Source organism: Streptomyces sp. NPDC006798 (genome assembly GCF_040635975.1).
Classification (GTDB): domain Bacteria; phylum Actinomycetota; class Actinomycetes; order Streptomycetales; family Streptomycetaceae; genus Streptomyces.
In genome coordinates this window covers 33,500-50,779 of the sequence record NZ_JBEYIS010000052.1, presented here as the reverse complement: position 1 = coordinate 50,779, position 17,280 = coordinate 33,500, and the positions used below count along the sequence as shown (strand labels likewise).

At 70.8% G+C, this 17,280-nt stretch carries 20 protein-coding genes; 8 read left to right on the top strand and 12 right to left on the bottom strand.

Translation table 11 applies throughout. From position 1 onward, the window contains the following. Positions 1–53: 53 nt before the first annotated feature. The 7 genes from ABZ714_RS28195 to ABZ714_RS28165 form a co-directional block, all read right to left on the bottom strand. Positions 54–770, bottom strand: coding sequence for a 3-keto-5-aminohexanoate cleavage protein (locus ABZ714_RS28195; protein ID WP_358828161.1), 717 nt, complete (start codon positions 768–770; stop codon positions 54–56). Positions 771–801: 31 nt separating this feature from the next. Next, on the bottom strand, positions 802–1,470 hold the full coding sequence (locus ABZ714_RS28190; RefSeq protein ID WP_358828160.1) for an RraA family protein: 669 nt from the start codon (positions 1,468–1,470) through the stop codon (positions 802–804). Between the two features lie 9 nt (positions 1,471–1,479). Continuing rightward, positions 1,480–2,280 (bottom strand): carbon-nitrogen hydrolase family protein, encoded by an 801-nt coding sequence (locus ABZ714_RS28185; RefSeq protein ID WP_358828159.1) that lies wholly within the window; start codon positions 2,278–2,280, stop codon positions 1,480–1,482. A 116-nt stretch (positions 2,281–2,396) separates the two neighbouring features. Further along, positions 2,397–3,518, bottom strand: coding sequence for an ABC transporter ATP-binding protein (locus tag ABZ714_RS28180; protein WP_358828158.1), 1,122 nt, complete (start codon positions 3,516–3,518; stop codon positions 2,397–2,399). Positions 3,519–3,520: 2 nt separating this feature from the next. Next, positions 3,521–4,594, bottom strand: coding sequence for a spermidine/putrescine ABC transporter substrate-binding protein (locus ABZ714_RS28175; RefSeq protein ID WP_358828157.1), 1,074 nt, complete (start codon positions 4,592–4,594; stop codon positions 3,521–3,523). A 102-nt stretch (positions 4,595–4,696) separates the two neighbouring features. Next, positions 4,697–5,494, bottom strand: coding sequence for an ABC transporter permease (locus ABZ714_RS28170; protein WP_358828156.1), 798 nt, complete (start codon positions 5,492–5,494; stop codon positions 4,697–4,699). Beyond that, entirely contained in the window at positions 5,491–6,420 is a 930-nt protein-coding gene (locus tag ABZ714_RS28165; protein WP_358828155.1) for an ABC transporter permease, read from the bottom strand. Before ABZ714_RS28165 ends, ABZ714_RS28170 begins: the two co-directional genes overlap by 4 nt. Before the next feature lie 332 nt (positions 6,421–6,752). Here ABZ714_RS28165 and ABZ714_RS28160 point away from each other — a divergent pair, with 332 nt between their 5' ends. Further along, entirely contained in the window at positions 6,753–7,286 is a 534-nt protein-coding gene (locus ABZ714_RS28160; RefSeq protein WP_358828154.1) for an Lrp/AsnC family transcriptional regulator, read from the top strand. Positions 7,287–7,402: 116 nt separating this feature from the next. On the opposite strand, the gene ABZ714_RS28155 is transcribed toward ABZ714_RS28160, so the two are convergent. After that, complete coding sequence (locus ABZ714_RS28155; RefSeq protein ID WP_358828153.1) at positions 7,403–7,873, bottom strand: Lrp/AsnC family transcriptional regulator; 471 nt, start codon at positions 7,871–7,873, stop codon at positions 7,403–7,405. A 238-nt stretch (positions 7,874–8,111) separates the two neighbouring features. Between ABZ714_RS28155 and ABZ714_RS28150 the strand changes: the two genes are divergently transcribed. Together ABZ714_RS28150 and ABZ714_RS28145 are read left to right on the top strand one after the other, a co-directional pair. Next, positions 8,112–8,747, top strand: a complete 636-nt coding sequence (locus tag ABZ714_RS28150; RefSeq protein ID WP_358828152.1) for a hypothetical protein — start codon at positions 8,112–8,114, stop codon at positions 8,745–8,747. Between the two features lie 337 nt (positions 8,748–9,084). Next, a complete protein-coding gene (locus tag ABZ714_RS28145) occupies positions 9,085–9,666 on the top strand; it encodes an EF-hand domain-containing protein (protein ID WP_358828151.1) in 582 nt (193 codons plus the stop codon). A gap of 103 nt (positions 9,667–9,769) precedes the next feature. Here the strand turns inward: ABZ714_RS28145 and ABZ714_RS28140 are convergent, their stop codons facing one another. From ABZ714_RS28140 to ABZ714_RS28125, 4 genes are all read right to left on the bottom strand, one after another. Beyond that, positions 9,770–10,528 carry an ATP-binding cassette domain-containing protein gene (locus ABZ714_RS28140; protein WP_358828150.1) on the bottom strand — a complete coding sequence of 253 codons (759 nt, stop codon included), beginning with the start codon at positions 10,526–10,528 and terminating at the stop codon, positions 9,770–9,772. Further along, positions 10,525–11,547, bottom strand: a complete 1,023-nt coding sequence (locus ABZ714_RS28135) for an iron chelate uptake ABC transporter family permease subunit (protein WP_358828149.1) — start codon at positions 11,545–11,547, stop codon at positions 10,525–10,527. The genes ABZ714_RS28140 and ABZ714_RS28135 overlap by 4 nt, the downstream gene beginning before the upstream one ends. Then, positions 11,540–12,502 (bottom strand): iron chelate uptake ABC transporter family permease subunit, encoded by a 963-nt coding sequence (locus ABZ714_RS28130; RefSeq protein WP_358828148.1) that lies wholly within the window; start codon positions 12,500–12,502, stop codon positions 11,540–11,542. Before ABZ714_RS28130 ends, ABZ714_RS28135 begins: the two co-directional genes overlap by 8 nt. 77 nt (positions 12,503–12,579) lie before the next feature. Continuing rightward, entirely contained in the window at positions 12,580–13,575 is a 996-nt protein-coding gene (locus tag ABZ714_RS28125; RefSeq protein WP_358828147.1) for an ABC transporter substrate-binding protein, read from the bottom strand. Positions 13,576–14,221: 646 nt separating this feature from the next. Here ABZ714_RS28125 and ABZ714_RS28120 point away from each other — a divergent pair. From ABZ714_RS28120 to ABZ714_RS28100, 5 genes are all read left to right on the top strand, one after another. Next, positions 14,222–14,575, top strand: coding sequence for an HGxxPAAW family protein (locus tag ABZ714_RS28120; RefSeq protein WP_358828146.1), 354 nt, complete (start codon positions 14,222–14,224; stop codon positions 14,573–14,575). A 126-nt stretch (positions 14,576–14,701) separates the two neighbouring features. Then, a complete protein-coding gene (locus ABZ714_RS28115; RefSeq protein WP_358828145.1) occupies positions 14,702–15,433 on the top strand; it encodes a DUF4097 family beta strand repeat-containing protein in 732 nt (243 codons plus the stop codon). A 233-nt stretch (positions 15,434–15,666) separates the two neighbouring features. Then, entirely contained in the window at positions 15,667–16,014 is a 348-nt protein-coding gene (locus ABZ714_RS28110; protein ID WP_358828144.1) for a hypothetical protein, read from the top strand. A gap of 146 nt (positions 16,015–16,160) precedes the next feature. Beyond that, positions 16,161–16,349, top strand: coding sequence for a hypothetical protein (locus ABZ714_RS28105; protein ID WP_358828143.1), 189 nt, complete (start codon positions 16,161–16,163; stop codon positions 16,347–16,349). Between the two features lie 37 nt (positions 16,350–16,386). After that, entirely contained in the window at positions 16,387–17,265 is an 879-nt protein-coding gene (locus ABZ714_RS28100; protein WP_358828142.1) for a hypothetical protein, read from the top strand. Positions 17,266–17,280: the final 15 nt, after the last annotated feature.

Here is a 17,280-nt window from a genome sequence, read left to right as displayed (position 1 = left end):
GGCGCGCCGGGGCGCGGGGGCGCGGGGGAGCCCCCGCGCCCCGGCGGCCGGGGTCAGCCGGACAGCGTGCGGACCGCGCGGACCAGGGACGCGTTGTCGGGGGCCGGGGTGCCGTCGGGGAGCGTCGTGCCGTCCTCGTAGCCGATGCGCGTCTCGTGGCCGTCCTCGATCGCCGCGCGGACCAGGGGCCAGACCGTGGCGCCTTCGCCGTGGTAGAGGATCGGGCAGGTCACTCCGGCGGCGACGATACGGTCGGCCATCGCGCGGGCCGCGACGACCGCCGCCTCCGGGTCCTCCTCGACCGGTTCGATCAGGATCCGGACGTTCTGGTGGAGGGTGGGCGAGGCGAGAAGGGCCGGGACGTCGTCCATGGTCCAGACGGCGCTCTCCAGCACCATGCCGCGTTCCACGACCAGTTCGGCGGTCTCGGTGGCGCCCTCCTCGCAGAACGCGACGGAGGCGAAGTCGGGCATCGGATCCCAGGACTTCACCAGTTCGTACCGCTCCTCGGGGCCCGAGCAGGTCCACAGTCCCGTGGTGGTGCCGACCACGGCGTCCGGGGCGGTGGCGCGGATCGCCCGGAGGACTTCGGCGAGGGCGTCGGGGCGGATGGTCTGGCCGCCGTCCGGGGTGCGGACGTGGAAGTGGACGACGTCCGCTCCGGCGGCGAGCACCGCACGGGTGTCGGCGGCGATCTCCTCGGCGGTGACCGGGACGGTGGGGCACTCGGTCGGGGTGCGCCCGCCGTTGACGGCGGCTTTCAGGAACACGGTGGTCCTTTCGGAGTGGGGGAAGGAACGGTCAGGCGGTGAGTCGGCGTACCGTCTCGGTCGCGCCGGTGAGGTCGCCGAGCCTCGCGCCCGCCCACAACTCGGCGACCAGGGCGGGTTCCTCGGCGTCGTCGGTGAGCGCCTCGTCGAGTACGGCGGCGAGCCGGCCCGCCGGGGCGATGATCAGGCCGTTGGCGTCGCCGAGCACGATGTCACCGGCGTGGACGGGGACCCCGCCGCAGGTGACGGGGGCGCAGAGGGAGCCGTCCGCGAGACCGTGCAGCTTCGTGGTCAGAGGGGTGCGGCCGTACGCGTACACCGGCAGTCCCACCGCCCGCAGCGCCTCGATATCGGTACAGAGCCCGTCGACGACCGCTCCGGCGGCGCCGCGCGCGGCGAGGGCGTTGACCACGACCTCGCCGAGGGGGGCGTGCCGGCGGTCGCCGCCGGTGTCCACGACGACGACATCACCGGGGCCGACGAGTCCGGCGGTGTGGTGGAGCAGGGTCGAGTCGGTGGCGGTGGTACGGACCGTCACGGCCCGGCCGACCAGTTTGCCGGTGCCCGCGACCCGCTGGAGGGCAGGATTGCAGAAACCTTCCTCCAGATAGTGGCCGAGGGTGGGGAAGTCGACGGTCCGCAGCCGGTCGGCGAGTGCGGTGTCGAGGGGTGCGGGGAGTTCACGGATGTCGAGCGGCATGGCTGCGGGTCACCTCGGTCCGATGATGATGCGGCGGTTGCGGAGTACGGGCAGTACGGTGCGGGCCCGGTCGATCCGGTCCTTGTCGGCGTCGAGGACGAACAGGGACCGCTCCTCCTCGCCGAGGGCGCCGCGGACCACGCCGAGCGGATCGACGGCCATCGACATCCCGATGCAGTCGGGGGTGGTGAGGGAGGAGGCGACGACCCAGCAGGTGTTCTCGATGGCCCGGGTCCGCAGCAGGGTCTGCCAGTGGTCCTCCTTGAGAGGGCCCTTGACCCAGGCGGCGGAGACGGCGAGGAGGTCGGCGCCCATCTCCACCAGGGAGCGGGTGAACTCGGGGAAGCGGATGTCGTAGCAGTTGACGAGTCCGACGTTGAAGTCGCCGATCCGGACGACGACGGGGCCGGTGTCGCCGCGCTGGATCCGGCGCGACTCCTTGTAGTCGAAGGCGTCGTAGAGGTGCATCTTGCGGTAGAGGCCGAGGACTTCGCCGGTGGCGTCGACGGCGGCCATGGTGTTGTACGGCAGGGCCGTACCGCTGTCCTCGTAGCCCGCGGCGACGATCGCGGTGCCGTGGCTGCGGGCGATCCGGGAGAGCCCGTCGAGGAAGGGCTCCCAGTGGGCGGTGGCGAGGGCGCGGAGCGGGGTACCGGTCTCGTCGGCGACGTCGGACGGGAGCATCGACTCCTCGGGGAAGACGACGAGTTCGGCGCCGGAGGCGGCGGCTTCGGCGGTCATCTCCTCGATGACCGCGAGGTTGGCCGCCGCGTCTGCGGTGGGGGCGAACTGGGCTGCGGCGACCTTCACGGCCGTGTCTCCTTGCTGGGGGTGGTGGGGGTGGTCCGGGGTCCGGTCCCGCCCGGCGGCCCGGGTCACGGGACGGCCCGGGTCCGGGTCCGGTCCGCCGGGGCGGATCGCCGGGGTCATTCGGGGAGCAGCCGGGACCGCTCGGGGTCCCAGCCGGCCGTGACGGCGGTGCCGGCGGCGAGGGTGCCCCGGTCGGCCCCGGCCGCCTCGGCGACCAGGGCCGTTCCGTCGGCGAGGGTCAGGTGGTAGCGGGTGGCGTGGCCGAGGTAGACGATCTGCCGGAGCGTGCCGTCGAGTACGGCTCCGCAGCCGGGCGGGCGTTCCCCGGCGGGGGCCAGCCGGACGTTCTCGGGCCGTACGGCGAGATGGGCCTCGGTGCCGTCGGCGAGTCCGTGGCCGCCGGGCGCGGGGACACGGCCGAGGCCGGGTACGTCGACGACGTCACCGGCGACGGTCCCGGCGAGGAAGGTGGAGGTGCCGATGAAGTCGGCGACGAACCGGGTCGCGGGGCGTTCGTAGATCGCCTCGGGGGTGTCGACCTGGAGGACCCGGCCGCCGTCCATGACGGCGATCCGGTCGGACATGGTGAGGGCTTCCTCCTGGTCGTGGGTGACGGTCACGAAGGTCACCCCGACCTCCCGCTGGATCTTCTTCAGCTCCAGTTGCATCTCGGCCCTGAGCTTCTGGTCGAGGGCGCCGAGCGGTTCGTCGAGCAGCAGCAGCGACGGGCGGCCGATCAGGGCGCGGGCGATCGCGACGCGCTGCCGCTGGCCGCCGGAGAGCTGGGCGATCGACCGGTCGCCGTATCCCTCCAGCCGGACCAGGGCGAGGGCTTCGCGGACCGCTTCGCCGATCTCGGCCCGGGGCCTGGTCTTCCGTACCTTCAGTTCGAAGGCGACATTGCCGGCGACGGAGAGATGGGGGAAGAGGGCATAGCTCTGGAAGAGCATGTTCAGATCGCGCTTGTGGGGCGGGGTTCCGGCGGCGGGGGTGCCGCCGAGTTCGACGGTGCCCTCGGTGGGCGTCTCGAAGCCGGTGATCATCCGCATCAGGGTCGTCTTGCCGCAGCCGGAAGGACCGAGGATGGAGAAGAACTCGTTCCGCCGGATGTCGAGGGTGACATCGGAGACGGCGGGGGTGCCGCCGAAGGTCTTGCCGACTCCGGTGAGCCGTACGGCCGGTACGGCGCCGGGGCCGGGGGCCGCCCCGGGGGCGGTCGTGATGGTGTCGGTGGTCATGGTCAGGACGCCTTCACCTTGGTCCAGCCCTGCTGGAAGTGCTTCATCGCGGTGCCCGGGTCGAGCAGGAAGTCCGCCTTGGCGACCGCCGCGTCGGGGGCGTAGATCGCCGGGTTGTCCAGCGCCTTCTTGTCCTTGACGAAGTCGCGCGCCTCGGCGTTGGTGCTGGCGCTGCCGCCGTCGTCGGTGGCCATGGCCGCGATCTCGGGGCGGAGCAGGAAGTTGATGAACTGGTAGGCGGCGTCGGTGTTCTTGGCGCCCTTGGGGATCGCGAGGCCGTCGGTCCAGATGGAGCCGCCCTCCTCGGGGAGGACGTACTGGACGTCGGGGTTGGCGGCGACGACCTTCGCCATCGCCGTACCGCTCCACGCCTGGGCGGCGCACGCCTGCCCGGTGGAGAGCAGCTGCGGGTAGTTGGTGGAGTTGTATCCCGCGAGCATCTTCTTCTGGTCGGTCAGGGCGTCGGTGGCGGCCTCGATCTCGCCCTTGTCGGTGCTGGTGGCGCGGGCGCCGGTGACCTGGAGGCCCGCGATGTACGCCGCCAGCATGTTGTCCAGCATGTAGACCTTGCCCTGGTACTTCTCGTCGAAGAGGGTCTGCCAGCTGGTCGCGGACGGGATGCACTTCTTGTTGTACGCGAAGCCGGTGGTGCCCCAGATCCACGGCACCGAGTACTTGTTCCCGGGGTCGTACGACGGGTCGCGGAACTTGTCCGCGAGGTTGTCGAGGCCCTTGACGCGGGAGTGGTCCAGCGGCTGGATCAGCTTCTGGCCGATCAACTGCTGCACGCTGTACTGGCTGGGCTCCACCAGGTCGTAACCGGCCGAGCCCGAGCTGAGCTTGGCGGTCATGGTCTCGTTGCTGTCGAAGGTGTCGAGGGTGACGTCGATCCCGGTCTCCTGCTCGAACTTCTTCACCACGGTGTCGGGGATCTCCCCGGCCCAGGCGTAGACATTGAGCTTCTTGCCGCCACCGCCGGAGGCGGACCCCGAGCCGCCGCAGCCGGTGGCGACGAGTGCGGTGACGGTGGCCACGGAGACCGCGAGTACGCCTCTGGAGATGCTTCTGGTGCGCATGGGTGGTGCCTTTCGTACGGGCCGGGGGCCGGGAGGGGCCGGGGCCGCGGGGAGGGGAAGTCCGAAGAGGGCCTGAGAGGCCGGAAGGAACCGGAGCCGGGGTCAGGAGCGCCCCGCGCCGAGCAGGACGCGCCGCATCTGCCGCACTCCGACGCCGAGGATGATCAGCAGGGTGAAGAGGACGAGCAGGGTGCCCAGGGCGTTGATCTCGGGCGTGAGGCCGCCCTTGAGCATCGAGTAGACCCGTAGCGGCAGGGTCGTACTGCCGATGCCGTTGGTGAAGGTCGACATCACGATATTGCCGAAGGAGATGGTGAAGCTGAGCAGCCAGGCGGCCAGCAGCGGCTGTCTGAGCAGGGGCAGGGTGACCCGGCGGAACGACTGCCAGGCGTTGCAGCCGAGGTCGGTCGCGGCCTCTGCCAGCGACGGGTCGAGGGCGTTGTAGGCGCCGAGGACGATCAGCGCCGCGTACGGCAGGGTCACCACCAGATGGCCCAGGATCAGGGTCCGCATCCCGAGGTCGGCGCTCATCGCGCCGAAGACCGAGAGCAGGGCGACGCCCAGCACGATCTCCGGGATGATCAGCGGCAGGAAGAGCCCGCCGGAGAAGACCGCCTTGCCGCGGGCCCGCAGCCGGGCCATGCCCATCGCGGCGAGGAGTCCGCAGAGGGTGGCGAGGGTGGCGGAGACCAGGGCCGTCTCGGCGCTGATCCGCAGGGCGGCCAGGAGTTCGGTGTTCCGGGACAGCTCCCCGTACCAGCGGGTGCTGAATCCGGCCCACTTGTAGGTGACCTCGGAGTCGTTGAAGGAGAGGACCACCACGACGACGATGGGGATGTAGAGGAAGGCGATGACGCCGCGGGCGAGCCACGCGGTCACGGTGTCGAGGGCGTGCTTCATGCCGACTTCCTCCTCAGCCGCCGGGCGGCGAGTCCGAATACCGCCATCGAGGCCACCATCAGGAGCAGCAGCACCACGGACGCGGCGGCGCCCATCGGCTGGTTGCGGAATTCGGTGTAGAGCGTGACGATCAGATTGCCGACCAGCTGGTCGCGTCCGCCGCCGAGCAGGACGGGGATCACGAACACGCCGAGGGTCGGGATGAAGGTGAGCAGCGCCGCCGCCAGCATCCCGGGCCGGGCGATGGGCAGCAGGACCCGGGTGTGCACCCGCCACCAGCCGCAGCCCAGGTCCCGGGCGGCCTCGCCGAGGGAGTTGTCGACGCCGCGCAGGGCGGCGTAGATCGGGAAGATCGCGGTGGGCAGGAAGGCGTAGACGAGGCCGACGAAGGACGCGCCCTGGCTGGGGATCCACTGGGTGGCGCCGTCGGTGAACCCGATCGCGTCGGTGAGGCTGTTCACCGGGCCGCCGGGGCTGAGCAGATTGATCCAGGCGAAGGTGCGGACCAGGAAGTCGGTCCAGAACGGCACGATGATCAGCAGCAGCAGGAGCATCTGGCGCTGCGGGGACCGGCTCGCCAGGTAGTACGAGACGACATAGCCGAGGACCAGGCAGACGGCGGTGTTCAGGGCGGCCATGCCCAGGCTGTAGCCGAAGACCTTGAGATAGACGGGGTCCATCAGGTCCTGGTAGTTGGTCAGGGTCCAGCCGCCCTGGATGCCGCCGTAGGCGTCGGCGGAGGCGAAGCTGTTCCGGATCACCAGCAGCAGCGGGACCAGGACCAGTCCGGCGACGGTGATCCCGGCGGGCGCCAGCAGCAGGGTGGTGACCGCGGCCCGGCGGGCCCGCGGCTCCCGGGCGGGCGGGGCCTGGGGCCGCCCCGGGCGCCGGGGCGCCGTACCGGTGGTGGTCGTGGCGACCGTCACCGCGGTGCCCGGCGGTACGTCCGGTCGGGGGGCGGGGTGGTGTGCATGGCGCTGAACTCCTTCTCCGGGGGCGGTTCCGGTCCGGGCCCGGTCGCCGCGGGGGCCGGCGCGGGGGTGCGGCGGCCGGGGCGGAGGGGCCCGGAGCCCCTTGCGGCGGCCCCGGGGGGCGGGCCGCCGGGGGCCGGGGTTTCGGATGGGGAAAGCGTCGGTGAACGGCCCCCGGGCCGGATAGATGAAACCGAAACGAATCCCGTGGAAACACCCCCCGATTTCCACGCATCTCGCAACGCCGGATGTGACCCGGGACATAGGACGGTCAGCAGGGTGGGCGGATGATGGTGCTGACAGAGATCCGTTTCCGCACCCTCCGGAGGCCCCCGGTGATCGACGACCTGGACCGCCAGATCATCGACCAGCTCAGGGTCGACGGCCGCCGCTCGTTCGCCGAGATCGGCCGGACGGTCGGACTCTCGGAGGCATCCGTACGCGCCCGCTATCAGCGGCTCCAGCGCCGGGGCGTGCTCCAGGTGGTGGGGATGACCGACGCGGTGCGGATGGGCGAGATGGAGGTCCATCTGGCGGTCCGGGTCCATCACATCCCGGTCGCCCTGGTCGCCCATGAGCTGTCCCGGATGCCGGAGGTGCGGTACGTCGCCTCCTGCGTCGGCCCCTACGACCTGATCGTGGACGTCCGCTGCCGGAATCTGGAGCATCTCGCGGAGCTGCTGACCGAACGGGTCCGCCGGGTGAACGGGGTGGCCCACGCCGAGGCGCTGACCGTGCTGGAGGTCATCAAGGACTCGTACCTCTGGGAAGGGTTCCGGGAGGTCCCGGTCCGGCCGGGCAAGCGGATCATCCCGGGCTGACCGCCCCGGCGGCGCCCGGAGCCGTACGGTACGGAACACCGGGCACCCGCGGCCGTACGGCGTGGAACACCAGGCGCGCTCCCCCGGATCCCGCGGCGGTACGGAACCGGCCGCCGCTACTCCTCCGTGACCCGCTGCCCCACGGCGCTCGCGAGCCCGCTCCACGAGTAGTCCTTGAAGAGTTCGAGCAGCAGCAGGACCTGGACCCGGGAGACCCCCGGCAGCATCCGGATGTCGTCCAGCAGTTGGACGAGCTGGGCCTGGTCGCGGCAGGTGCCCTCCAGGAAGATGTCCTGGCTTCCGGCGCAGAGCGCCACATGGTTGATCATCGGCATTCCGGAGAGCGTCTTGGCGACCGCCCTCGGGGTCAGGTCGCGGACCCGGATCATCAGCCGTACGGACTGGTGTCCCAGCCGCAGCGGATCGCAGAGCGCCACGATCCGCAGCACGCCGCTCTCCTGGAGCCGGGCCACGCGCTGCCGTACGGTCCCCTCGGAGACGCCCAGCTCGCGGGCGAGGGCCGTATAGGGCGTCCGGCCGTCCCGGGTGAGCGCCCGTACGATCCTGCGGTCCGTATCGTCCAGCACCAGCCCACCATGTCACCTTTGATGGCTGAAAATCGGTGAATGTGCCGCTGGTCACATTCCTCGGATTCCGGGCGCGCCGCCCGGCCGGTCCGCCCCGGGTGTGCGCGCGGCCTCCCCGAACTCCCGCTTCCCGCACCCGGACGCGCGACTACTACGACGGCACGTAGCAGAATGGGCGCGTCGACGGGCCGCCCGGGCGGACGGCGCCGTCCAGGACCCTGGAGTCGGAGTGACACCCATGCGCAAGAACGCCATCGCCGCCGCGACCGCCGCCGTGCTGGTGGTGGGCGGTGCCGTCTACTACGCCGCCGGGGGACCCCCGTTCGGCGGCGACGGCGACGGGGGCGGAATCGCCGCGGACCGGGTCTGCGCCCAGCTCGGACCCGCCGAGCCGGCCGCGAGGACGCTCGACGGGATACTCCCCGCCACCGGCACGTACCGCTTCGACGCCGAGACCGCGGAGCGCCGGGGGAAGAAGTCCGACGGCTACGCCACGGCCTGCCGGGTCCTGGACGGCGACCGGAACATGCTGTTCGTGGCCCATACGGAGATGCTGGCCACCGAGCCGGTGGCGGGCTGGTTCTCGACCGTCCGGGCCCGGGACTACCCGGACCGGCAGCTGCGGAGCTTCGGCCCCGGGAACTCCGGCCGCTCCTCCGGCCGGGCGGCGGCGCTCCTGGTGCCGTGCTCGCCCGCGGCGCAGTCCCCGGAGGGCGCGCGCAGTCTGGGGGTGACGGTCCGGCTGCCGTCGGGCGTCCGCGAGCGGGACGTCGAGCGGGCCCGTACGGCGGTACAGGAACTGGCGCTCGCGGCGGCCCGGCGGAGCCACCGGGACGCGGGCTGCGATCTGCCGTCCGGCCTGCCCGCCGTCTAACGGCGGGTCAGCCGATGTGGTCGCAGACCGGCCCCCGGTGTCTCCCGGCCCCGAGCACTCCCGCTCCCGGGCGGTGCCGGTCAGTACGGGGTGGTGGCCGAACCGGCGCGCCGGGCACCGCGGCCGGACCGTGAGACATCAGGATGAGGCGAACAAGCGTCCGGAACATGTCAACCCGGTCGTACGGAATCTCGAAGTGGGCCGGGTGACGACGGCTCGGCGGCCGTCCGTAAGCGGCCTTTCGGCCCCCGGGGTACCGGGTTCGCGGTAGGAATGCGGTCGAGGGACCGCCGGCGCGAGGGCGCCGGGCACGGGTCCGGCCGAGGGGAGCGACAGTATGGGGACCGACGTACGGAATCCGGAGGGGAACGCGTTTCTGCGGCGGCGGCTCGCCCGCAGGTTCGCGACGTACGACACCGACGGCGACGGCTTCGTGGAGCGGACCGACTTCGAGGCGGCCGTCGCCCGGCTCGGCACGGCGTTCGGCCGGGAGCCGGGGTGCGCGGCGCTGGGCCGGGTCCGGGAGCTGAGCCTCGGGCTCTGGGAGCATCTGGTCGCCCAGGCCGATCTGGACGGGGACGGCCGGATCACCGAGGAGGAGTACGCGACGGCCTTCGCGGCCGGGGCGCTGGTGACACCCGCCTCGTTCGACGGGGCGTACCGGCCCTTCCTGGACGCCCTGATGGACGTGGTCGACGGGGACGGCGACGGCAGGCTGACCCGGGACGAGCAGGTGCGGTGGACGGGCGCGCTGATGGGGCTGCCCGCGACGGACGCCCGGGAGGTCTTCGGGCGGCTCGACACCGACGGGGACGGGCTGATCGGCCGGGACGATCTGCTGGAGTCGATCCGGGCCTACTACTTCGACGACGATCCGCACGGGCCGGGTGGCTGGCTGCTCGGGCCGCTCGGCGACTGACGGCCCGGCTCGGCGCTTTCCCGGGGCGGCGGACGAAGGGGCGGGCGGGCCCGGTGGCGTACCACCTGACCCGCCCGCCCCGCCGATCCCATCGGTCACGGTTTCAGCGGTAGTAGACCGCCGTCCGCCGCCCCTCGATCTCATGGATCTGTACGGGGGTGTCGAAGACCTCGGTCAGCACCTCGGCCCGCATCATCCCGTCGACGGTGTCGGACGCGGCGATCTTCCCGTCGCGCAGGGCGATGACATGGTCGGAGTAGGTGGCGGCGAAGTTGATGTCGTGCACGATCAGGACGACGGTCTTGCCGAGTTCGTCGGCGGCCCGCCGGAGCTGGCTCATCATCCGGACGGAGTGCTTCATGTCCAGGTTGTTCAGCGGCTCGTCCAGCAGCACGTACCGGGTGTCCTGGGCGAGCACCATCGCGACATAGGCCCGCTGGCGCTGGCCGCCGGAGAGCTGGTCGAGATAGCGGTGCTGGAGGTCGCCGAGGTGGAGGAAGTCGAGTGCCTCGTCGACCTTGGCGATGTCGTCCTTGGCGAGCCGGCCCCGGCAGTGCGGGAAGCGGCCGAAGGAGACCAGTTCGCGGACGGTGACCCGGGCGGTGAAGTGGTTCTCCTGCCGGAGGATGGAGAGGAGCCTGGCCACATCGCGGGAGGGGGCCCGGTGGACGTCGACCCCGTCGACGGTGACCGTGCCGGAGTTGGGTTCGGCGAGCCGCCCGATGATGGTCAGCAGGGTCGACTTCCCGGCGCCGTTGGGTCCGACGAGGGAAGTCACCCCGCCCGCCTGGATCTGCCCGGAGACCGGTCCGAGCACGGTGTGGTCGCCGTACGACTTGGTGATGTCGGTGAACTCGATCACAGGGTGCCCTTCCGGAGGAGATGGAGGAGGAAGACCGCCCCGCCGAGGAACTCGATGACGACGGTGAGCATGCCGGAGGCGTAGAAGACGTGTTCCATCACGAACTGGCCGCCCGCCAGGGTGATCATGCCGATCAGGAACGCCATCGGCAGCACGACGATATGCCGGTGGGTGCCCGCCAGCTGGTGGGCGAGGATCGCGGTGACGAAGCCGAAGAAGGTCATCGGGCCCGCGAGGGCCGTCGCCATCGCGATCAGCAGGGAGACCATCAGCAGCATCACCGTCAGCTCGCGCTTGTGGGAGATGCCCAGGTTGGTCGCGGTGTCCCGGCCGAGCAGCAGGGCGTCGAGCCGGTAGCAGCGGTAGAGGACGACCCCGCCGACGACCACACAGACCAGGGTGGCCAGCGGGAGGTACGAGACCTCGGCGCTGGTGAGCCGGCCGAAGAGCCGGGCCGACAGGACGTCGAACTCGGCGGGTGACAGCAGCCGCTGGAGGAAGTCCGACAGGCTGCGGAAGGCGAGTCCGAGGACCACACCGACCAGCAGCAGAACGTGCAGGCTGCCGTTGCGGCCGGAGAACAGCCAGGTGAAGAGCAGCATGGTGAAGCCGACCATCAGCAGGGTCTGGGTGATCAGCTTCGGCATGCCGTCGGTGACCGCCAGCACACTGCCGCCGAAGAAGGCCACCATCAGGGTCTGCATCAGGATGTAGACCGCGTCGAAGCCCATGATCGACGGGGTCAGGATCCGGTTGTGGGTGATGGTCTGGAAGACCACGGTGCCCACGGCGTGGCAGAACGCCACCACGGCCATGGTCCAGAAGACCGTGGTCCGCCGTTCGAAGGCGAAGTCGAAGGACCCCTCGATGAAGAGGAAGAGATAGCAGAGCGCGGCGGCGGTGGCGAGCACGGCGGCGACGGCGAGCCGGGCGGCCGGGGGGAATCCCCGGCGGGCCCGGGCGGGCGCGGCAACGGCTGGAGCCGCGGGGGGCGCGGCGGGGGTCGAGATCTCAGACATGGGCCCTCTCCCGCTGACGCAGAATGATCACGACGAAGACGACCGCTCCGACGGCGCCGAGGACGACGGTCGACGGGATCTCCAGCGGGAAGACCACGGTCCGCCCGACGAGATCGCAGGCGATCATCAGCGCCACACTGGAGAGCACCACCCAGGGCAGATTGGCGCGGACGTCGTCACCGCGGATCATCGAGATCAGATTGGGCACGATCAGCCCGAGGAACGGGATGAAGCCGACGACGACGGTGGTCACCCCGGTGGCCAGGGCGACCATCACCAGTCCGGTGAAGAGGATCCGGCGGTACGGCAGCCCCAGGCTGGTGGCGGTGTCCCGGCCGAGACCGGCGATGGTGAACCGGTCCGCCAGTACGTACAGGCCGACGAGGATCGCGCCGACCACCCACAGCGGTTCGTAGTTGCCCCGGACGATGGAGCTGAAGCCGCCCGAACGCCAGGTGGCGAGCATCTGGAGCAGATTCTCCGAGGACGCGATGTAGAGCGTCACGGCGCTCACCAGGGCACCCAGCATGATGCCCACGATCGGCACGATGACCTGCGACTTGAGCGCGATCCGGCCGAGTACGAAGAGGAAGACGACGGCGCCCGCGAAGGCGAAGGCGCTGGCGGCGCCCATCTTCACCAGCGGCGAGGCGCCCGGGGCGAGCAGGGTGAGCAGCAGAATGCCGAGAGCCGCCCACTCGCTGGTGCCGGTGGTGGTCGGCTCCACGAAGCGGTTCTGGACCAGCATTTGCATGATCACACCGGAGACCGCCATCGCGGCGGCCGCCAGGACGAGTGCGAGGGTGCGCGGGACCCGGGAGATCAGGAACATCTCGCGTTCGTCGGGGTCGGTGAAGAGACCGCGCAGATCGATGTCGTAGCCGCCGACGAAGAGTGAGGCGGTGACCAGGGCCAGCACACCGAGCGTGGCCAGCAGCAAGGGTATTCGGCGCATCGGGCTTCCGGGACGGGTGGAGGTGCACGGCCGCCCCGGCCCCGTGACGGGGGCCGGGGCGAACGGCGTGGAAGTGATCAGCCGGCGGCGCTGAAGGAGGTCGCGACCTGGCCGAAGGCGTCGGTGTACGCCTGGATGCCCTCGGTCAGGTAGAAGTCGTTGTCCAGGTAGATGACCTGGCCCTTGGTACGGAAGGTGGTCTTGTCCCACGCCTCCATACCCTCGATGATCTTCTTCGCGGCGACGGCCTCGGTGCCCTCCTTGGCGCCGACGGCGGCGTCACGGTCGAGGACGATCATCCAGTCGGGGTTGAGCTTGGCGATCGTCTCGGGGGCGAGCCCGGAGTCGTTGTGCACGGAGGTGCTGTCCTCGCCCTCGGCGCTCAGCACGTTCTTCAGGTTCAGCGGCTGGGTGAGCCGGCCGATCCGGCTGGCGCCGTTGTCGACCTTGCCGGCGCTGGCCACGGCGAGGAAGACCTTCTCGCCCTTGGTGGACTTCACCGCGTCCTGCTCGGCCTTGGTGAGGGCGTCGACGATCTCCTTGGCCTTGGCCTCCTGGCCGAAGACCTTGCCCAGCGTCGTGGTCTGGGTCTTGAGGGCGTTGACGTAGCCGTCCTTCGCCTCGTCCGACGGGGCGACGTCGATCGTCTTGCCGATCTTGGCCAGCTTGGCGTGGTGGTCGGTGAACCGGTAGCCACCGATGATCAGGTCCGGCTCGCTGGCGTTCAGCGCCTCGAACTTGGGCTCGCGGTGGGTACCGACGTCCTTGATCGAGGAATCGTTCTTCCAGTCCTCGAAGCCCTCGTTCGGCAGCAGCCCCTTCGGCACGGCGACCGGCTTCACACCGAACGCCTTCAGCGTGAGGAAGGAGGTGTTGTCGAGCGCGGCGACCCGGGCGGGCTTCAGAGGCACCTTCACCTCGCCCTTGGCGGTCGTGATGCTGACCTCGCCCTGGCTCTTGCCCTTGGCCGAATCCGACTTCTCGTCGGACTTGCCGCAGGCGCTCAGCACCAGACCCGCGCACAGGACCGTACTGGTCACCACGACGCTCTTGCGAAAACGGACGGAACGCACGACGAAGGACTCCTCGGACGGGAAGGCAGCGGGTGTCGCGGGGCGACGGGGCTGCGGTGACGCACTGCTTTGCTTAGCCTAACCTAAGTTTTTCCCGTGCTTGACCGATAAACATGTCTCAAATCGACATACGTCCAAGCCAGGGGCGCCGCGCGGGGAGGCGCCTGTGCATACGTTTTCAGCCAAGCCGCCCGTCTCACTCCCGGGCGGCGCGCCCAGCAATGGGGGGACCCCCAGCGCCTTGACCCTCCGGGTGAGGCCCGCGCCGTCCCGTCCAGCCGGGCGGGTGTTGTCGGGCGACCGCGCGCCGGTGGGTGGCTTGTCGCGCAGTTCCCCGCGCCCCTGGTTGCCCTTCTCGTCGCCCTCGTAGAGAGGCGGGTCCCGTCTACCGGGGGTGGGCCCCTCTTTCAGGGCCGGTGCCGGGGAGAGCATTTAGGGGCTCGGGGAACTGCGAGACAAGCCACCGGCGGTCCGCAGACCGCCGACAACGCACGGGCGCCGGGCGCGGCCCGGATAGTGGGCGGCAACCCGAGGAGGCGAGGCGCGCCGGAGGCGGGAAGCGGCGCGCGCGGGATCGTGACCGTGGGGCCCAATTCGCTTAGCATCAGAGGGAGTTCAGCGGCGCACACTCAGGGGGCGACGAGGGATGAGCGAATACGACCACGGCCACACCGTCGCCGGATGGACCGGGTTCACCGTCGCGACGACCGGCTCGGCGGTCGCCGCCGTGGGGGTCGTCGGCTGGCGCCCGGGGATCTGGCTGGGCATCGTGATCATGGCGGCGGCCGTCCTGGTCACCTGGTGGCTGCATCTCGCGGGCCGGGGCAAGCCCCCGGGCTCGCGTCCCGTAGGGCAGCGGGGTTTCGGGGGTCACGACGAGGCCGCCCGGCTGGGGCATCCGGAGTGTCTGAGCTGTCGGCTGGCGGGTCGCAGCGGAGTGCCCGCCGCGGACCGCGGCGCGCCGGAGCCGGAGTCCGCCGCCGAGGCGACGACCCCCTGACCCGATCGGCGCCCCATGGCCCGCCGCCTCCCGGCACGGTAGCGTCGAGGGGTACGGGCCCGCGGTGGTGAACACACCGTGGGCACCGGCTTGTTGAGGTCACGGCACAGGAATCAGGGGGCGTACATGCGTCGTCGGCAACTCCGTCGGCTCGGGGCGGTCGCGGTGGCCGGGCTCGTGGCGGCCGGGGCCTCGGGGTGCGGGCTGAACGGGGACTCCTTCGACGACAACAGCGCCATCTCGGGGCGGATCACCTCCGTCCTGCTGGAGAACGGCGGCGGTGACGTCACGGTCAAGGGGATGTCGGGCACCCGGAGCCTGACCCTGGAGCGCCGGGTGGAGTACCGGGACGACCGCCCGAAGAAGCCCACGCACCGGATCGAGAACGGTGTCCTGGTCCTCGGCGGCTGCGGCAAGGACTGTTCGGTCGAGTACGACGTCGAGGTCCCCGAGGGCATCCCGGTCCGGGGCGAGCTGAACAAGGGCTCGGTGAAGCTGTCCCGGGTGGGCGCGGTGAAGGTGACGACGAAGTCGGGCCGGATCGAGCTGAACGGGGTGAAGGGCGCGGTCGAGGTGAAGACCTCGAAGGGCCGGATCACCGGCCGGAACATCGCGGGCAACCGGGTCACCGCGAGCGCGGGCGACGGGACGGTCCATATGACGGTCCGCACTCCGGCGAGTGTGACGGTGACGACCGACGGCGGGCGGATCAATCTGCGGGTCGCGAAGGCGCGCTACCAGGTGGCCGCCGCCTCCGACGGCGGCGACAAGAACGTCGACATCGCCCATGACCCGGCCGCGCGCCACAAGATCAAGCTCACGTCGAAGGACGGGGACATCATGCTCCGGGACTCCTGACGACACACTTCCGACTGTCGGGATCCCCGGCCGCTCCTCACTCCGGCCACTCCCCCGGTCACTCCCCTGGCCGACATCCGCGCCCCGCCGCGCCGGGCGGTCCGGCCCTGACCCGGTACGGCTTCCGGGCGGTCGGGTAACCGCCCGGTCACACCTTCCGGCGGGCGCGACCGGGGGTGCCGGGTGCCATCCTGGCCGAGGCATGGCGGGGGATTCCGGAGAGGAGTTCTGTCATGTGGCACCGTAAGGCAGCGTTCACCATCGCGGCGGCCCTCGGTCTGGCCCTGGGCGTCCCGGGTCTCGCCGGTACGGCACAGGCCGAGACCACCTGCACCACGGGTGTGCCGTGCTACGTCCTCTACTACGACGAGGACGGCCGGGAGTACAAGCACACCGACCTGGACACGTACTTCTGCTATCCGACGCCGGAGGGCGCGGTGAAGGGCTACAACCACACCACGAAGAGAATCTGGCTCTTCAAGTACTCGACGGCGTGCGAGGGCTACCCCGACGCCTATCTCGACCCGAACCGGTCCTGGGACGACCCGAGTGTCAAGTACTACTCGTTCGACTACCGCTAGTCCCCCTGACGGACCGGCGAACGGACCGCGCGACGCCCCGCCTCCCCTCCCGGATGCGGGGCGTTGCCACGCGGCGGAGAATGAAGGTGACAGGGGGCCGCACGTCAGGAGCACCGGACATGGGCCGGGAGCGCGACGATCAAGGGATGCGCGAGGGCAGGGGGCGGGCGCGCCACGACATCCGTCTCCCCGGATTCGTCCACGAGGACGAGATCGGACTCGGCGACCTGGTGAGCCGGGCGACGAGCGCCGCCGGGGTCCGTCCGTGCGGTGGTTGTGCCCGCCGGGCCCGGCGGATGAACCAATGGGTCACCTTCTCCGGACGCCGCCGCTGAGACACGCGGCCGGCCCACGGGACACCGGGAGCCAGTCATGAGCGATGAAGCCGTGCCGCAGGGGGACGTACCGGAGGCGGCGGCCCCGTCCCCGGCCCCGGACGGATACCAGCCGGACGAGTACCACCGGCACGACGAGGGCTTTTCCTGTGCCGACAGGGACTCCTATGTCTTCGCCGTCGGCCGGATCGCCTGCCGGTTCCCCGACCCGGGCGTCGAGAAGGAGTTCACCCAGGTCGTCGGCGGCTCGAAGACCCGTGGGAAGACGGACGACCAGGTGCTCCGCGAGGTCGTGGGCCGCCCGGAGAACCGCTATCTGGCCCGCCAGTTGCAGTTCGTCCTGATCATCCAGGGGGTGGAGACCTATACGGTCGTTCCCCGGTTCCCCGAGGACTACGAGAAGCTGATCGACGCCCTGCGGCCCCAGCCGTCACCGCTCGACCTCGATGTGGTGATCGGGGTACGGGTCCCCTCGGGTGGCTCGTGCGGTGGACTCGCCCTCCCCGTGGTGGAGTTCTACCAGCTCTACTCATTCAGCCGCCCGGTGCTCTTCGACGCGATCGAGAAGCCGGACGGCATGTCGGCCAAGCGCTTCCGGGCCACGGCCGACGCGGTCCTCACCAAGATCCTCCAGATCACCGAGAACGCGGGCGCCACCGCCCCGGACCGGGCCGCGAACTATGTGGCCTGCCGGTACGAGGCGGTCTACCTCAAGACCTTCGAGGCTTTCGCCGCCGACTACGCGCTGACCTCGATCGAGGTGGGCCCGGCGGCCGTCGGCGGCGACCAGGGCGTGATGAACTTCGTCGTCTCGTACACCGGTCGCAAGACCGACATCACCGAGCGGTACGCGGTCCAGGTCGCCACCCGCCATATGAATCCCTATCTGCTGACCCACCTCGGGCCGAGCCTCTGAACAGCCGAGCCCCTG

Excerpts from the sequence above, each read along its gene's own strand:
- ABZ714_RS28190 (WP_358828160.1), bottom strand. The coding sequence starts at position 1,470 with ATGCCGCTCGACATCCGTGAACTCCCCGCACCCCTCGACACCGCACTC.
- ABZ714_RS28180 (WP_358828158.1), bottom strand. The coding sequence starts at position 3,518 with ATGACCACCGACACCATCACGACCGCCCCCGGGGCGGCCCCCGGCCCC.
- ABZ714_RS28175 (WP_358828157.1), bottom strand. The coding sequence starts at position 4,594 with ATGCGCACCAGAAGCATCTCCAGAGGCGTACTCGCGGTCTCCGTGGCC.
- ABZ714_RS28170 (WP_358828156.1), bottom strand. The coding sequence starts at position 5,494 with ATGAAGCACGCCCTCGACACCGTGACCGCGTGGCTCGCCCGCGGCGTC.
- ABZ714_RS28160 (WP_358828154.1), top strand. The coding sequence starts at position 6,753 with ATGATGGTGCTGACAGAGATCCGTTTCCGCACCCTCCGGAGGCCCCCG.
- ABZ714_RS28150 (WP_358828152.1), top strand. The coding sequence starts at position 8,112 with ATGCGCAAGAACGCCATCGCCGCCGCGACCGCCGCCGTGCTGGTGGTG.
- ABZ714_RS28145 (WP_358828151.1), top strand. The coding sequence starts at position 9,085 with ATGGGGACCGACGTACGGAATCCGGAGGGGAACGCGTTTCTGCGGCGG.
- ABZ714_RS28135 (WP_358828149.1), bottom strand. The coding sequence starts at position 11,547 with ATGTCTGAGATCTCGACCCCCGCCGCGCCCCCCGCGGCTCCAGCCGTT.
- ABZ714_RS28130 (WP_358828148.1), bottom strand. The coding sequence starts at position 12,502 with ATGCGCCGAATACCCTTGCTGCTGGCCACGCTCGGTGTGCTGGCCCTG.
- ABZ714_RS28120 (WP_358828146.1), top strand. The coding sequence starts at position 14,222 with ATGAGCGAATACGACCACGGCCACACCGTCGCCGGATGGACCGGGTTC.
- ABZ714_RS28115 (WP_358828145.1), top strand. The coding sequence starts at position 14,702 with ATGCGTCGTCGGCAACTCCGTCGGCTCGGGGCGGTCGCGGTGGCCGGG.
- ABZ714_RS28110 (WP_358828144.1), top strand. The coding sequence starts at position 15,667 with ATGTGGCACCGTAAGGCAGCGTTCACCATCGCGGCGGCCCTCGGTCTG.
- ABZ714_RS28105 (WP_358828143.1), top strand. The coding sequence starts at position 16,161 with ATGCGCGAGGGCAGGGGGCGGGCGCGCCACGACATCCGTCTCCCCGGA.
- ABZ714_RS28100 (WP_358828142.1), top strand. The coding sequence starts at position 16,387 with ATGAGCGATGAAGCCGTGCCGCAGGGGGACGTACCGGAGGCGGCGGCC.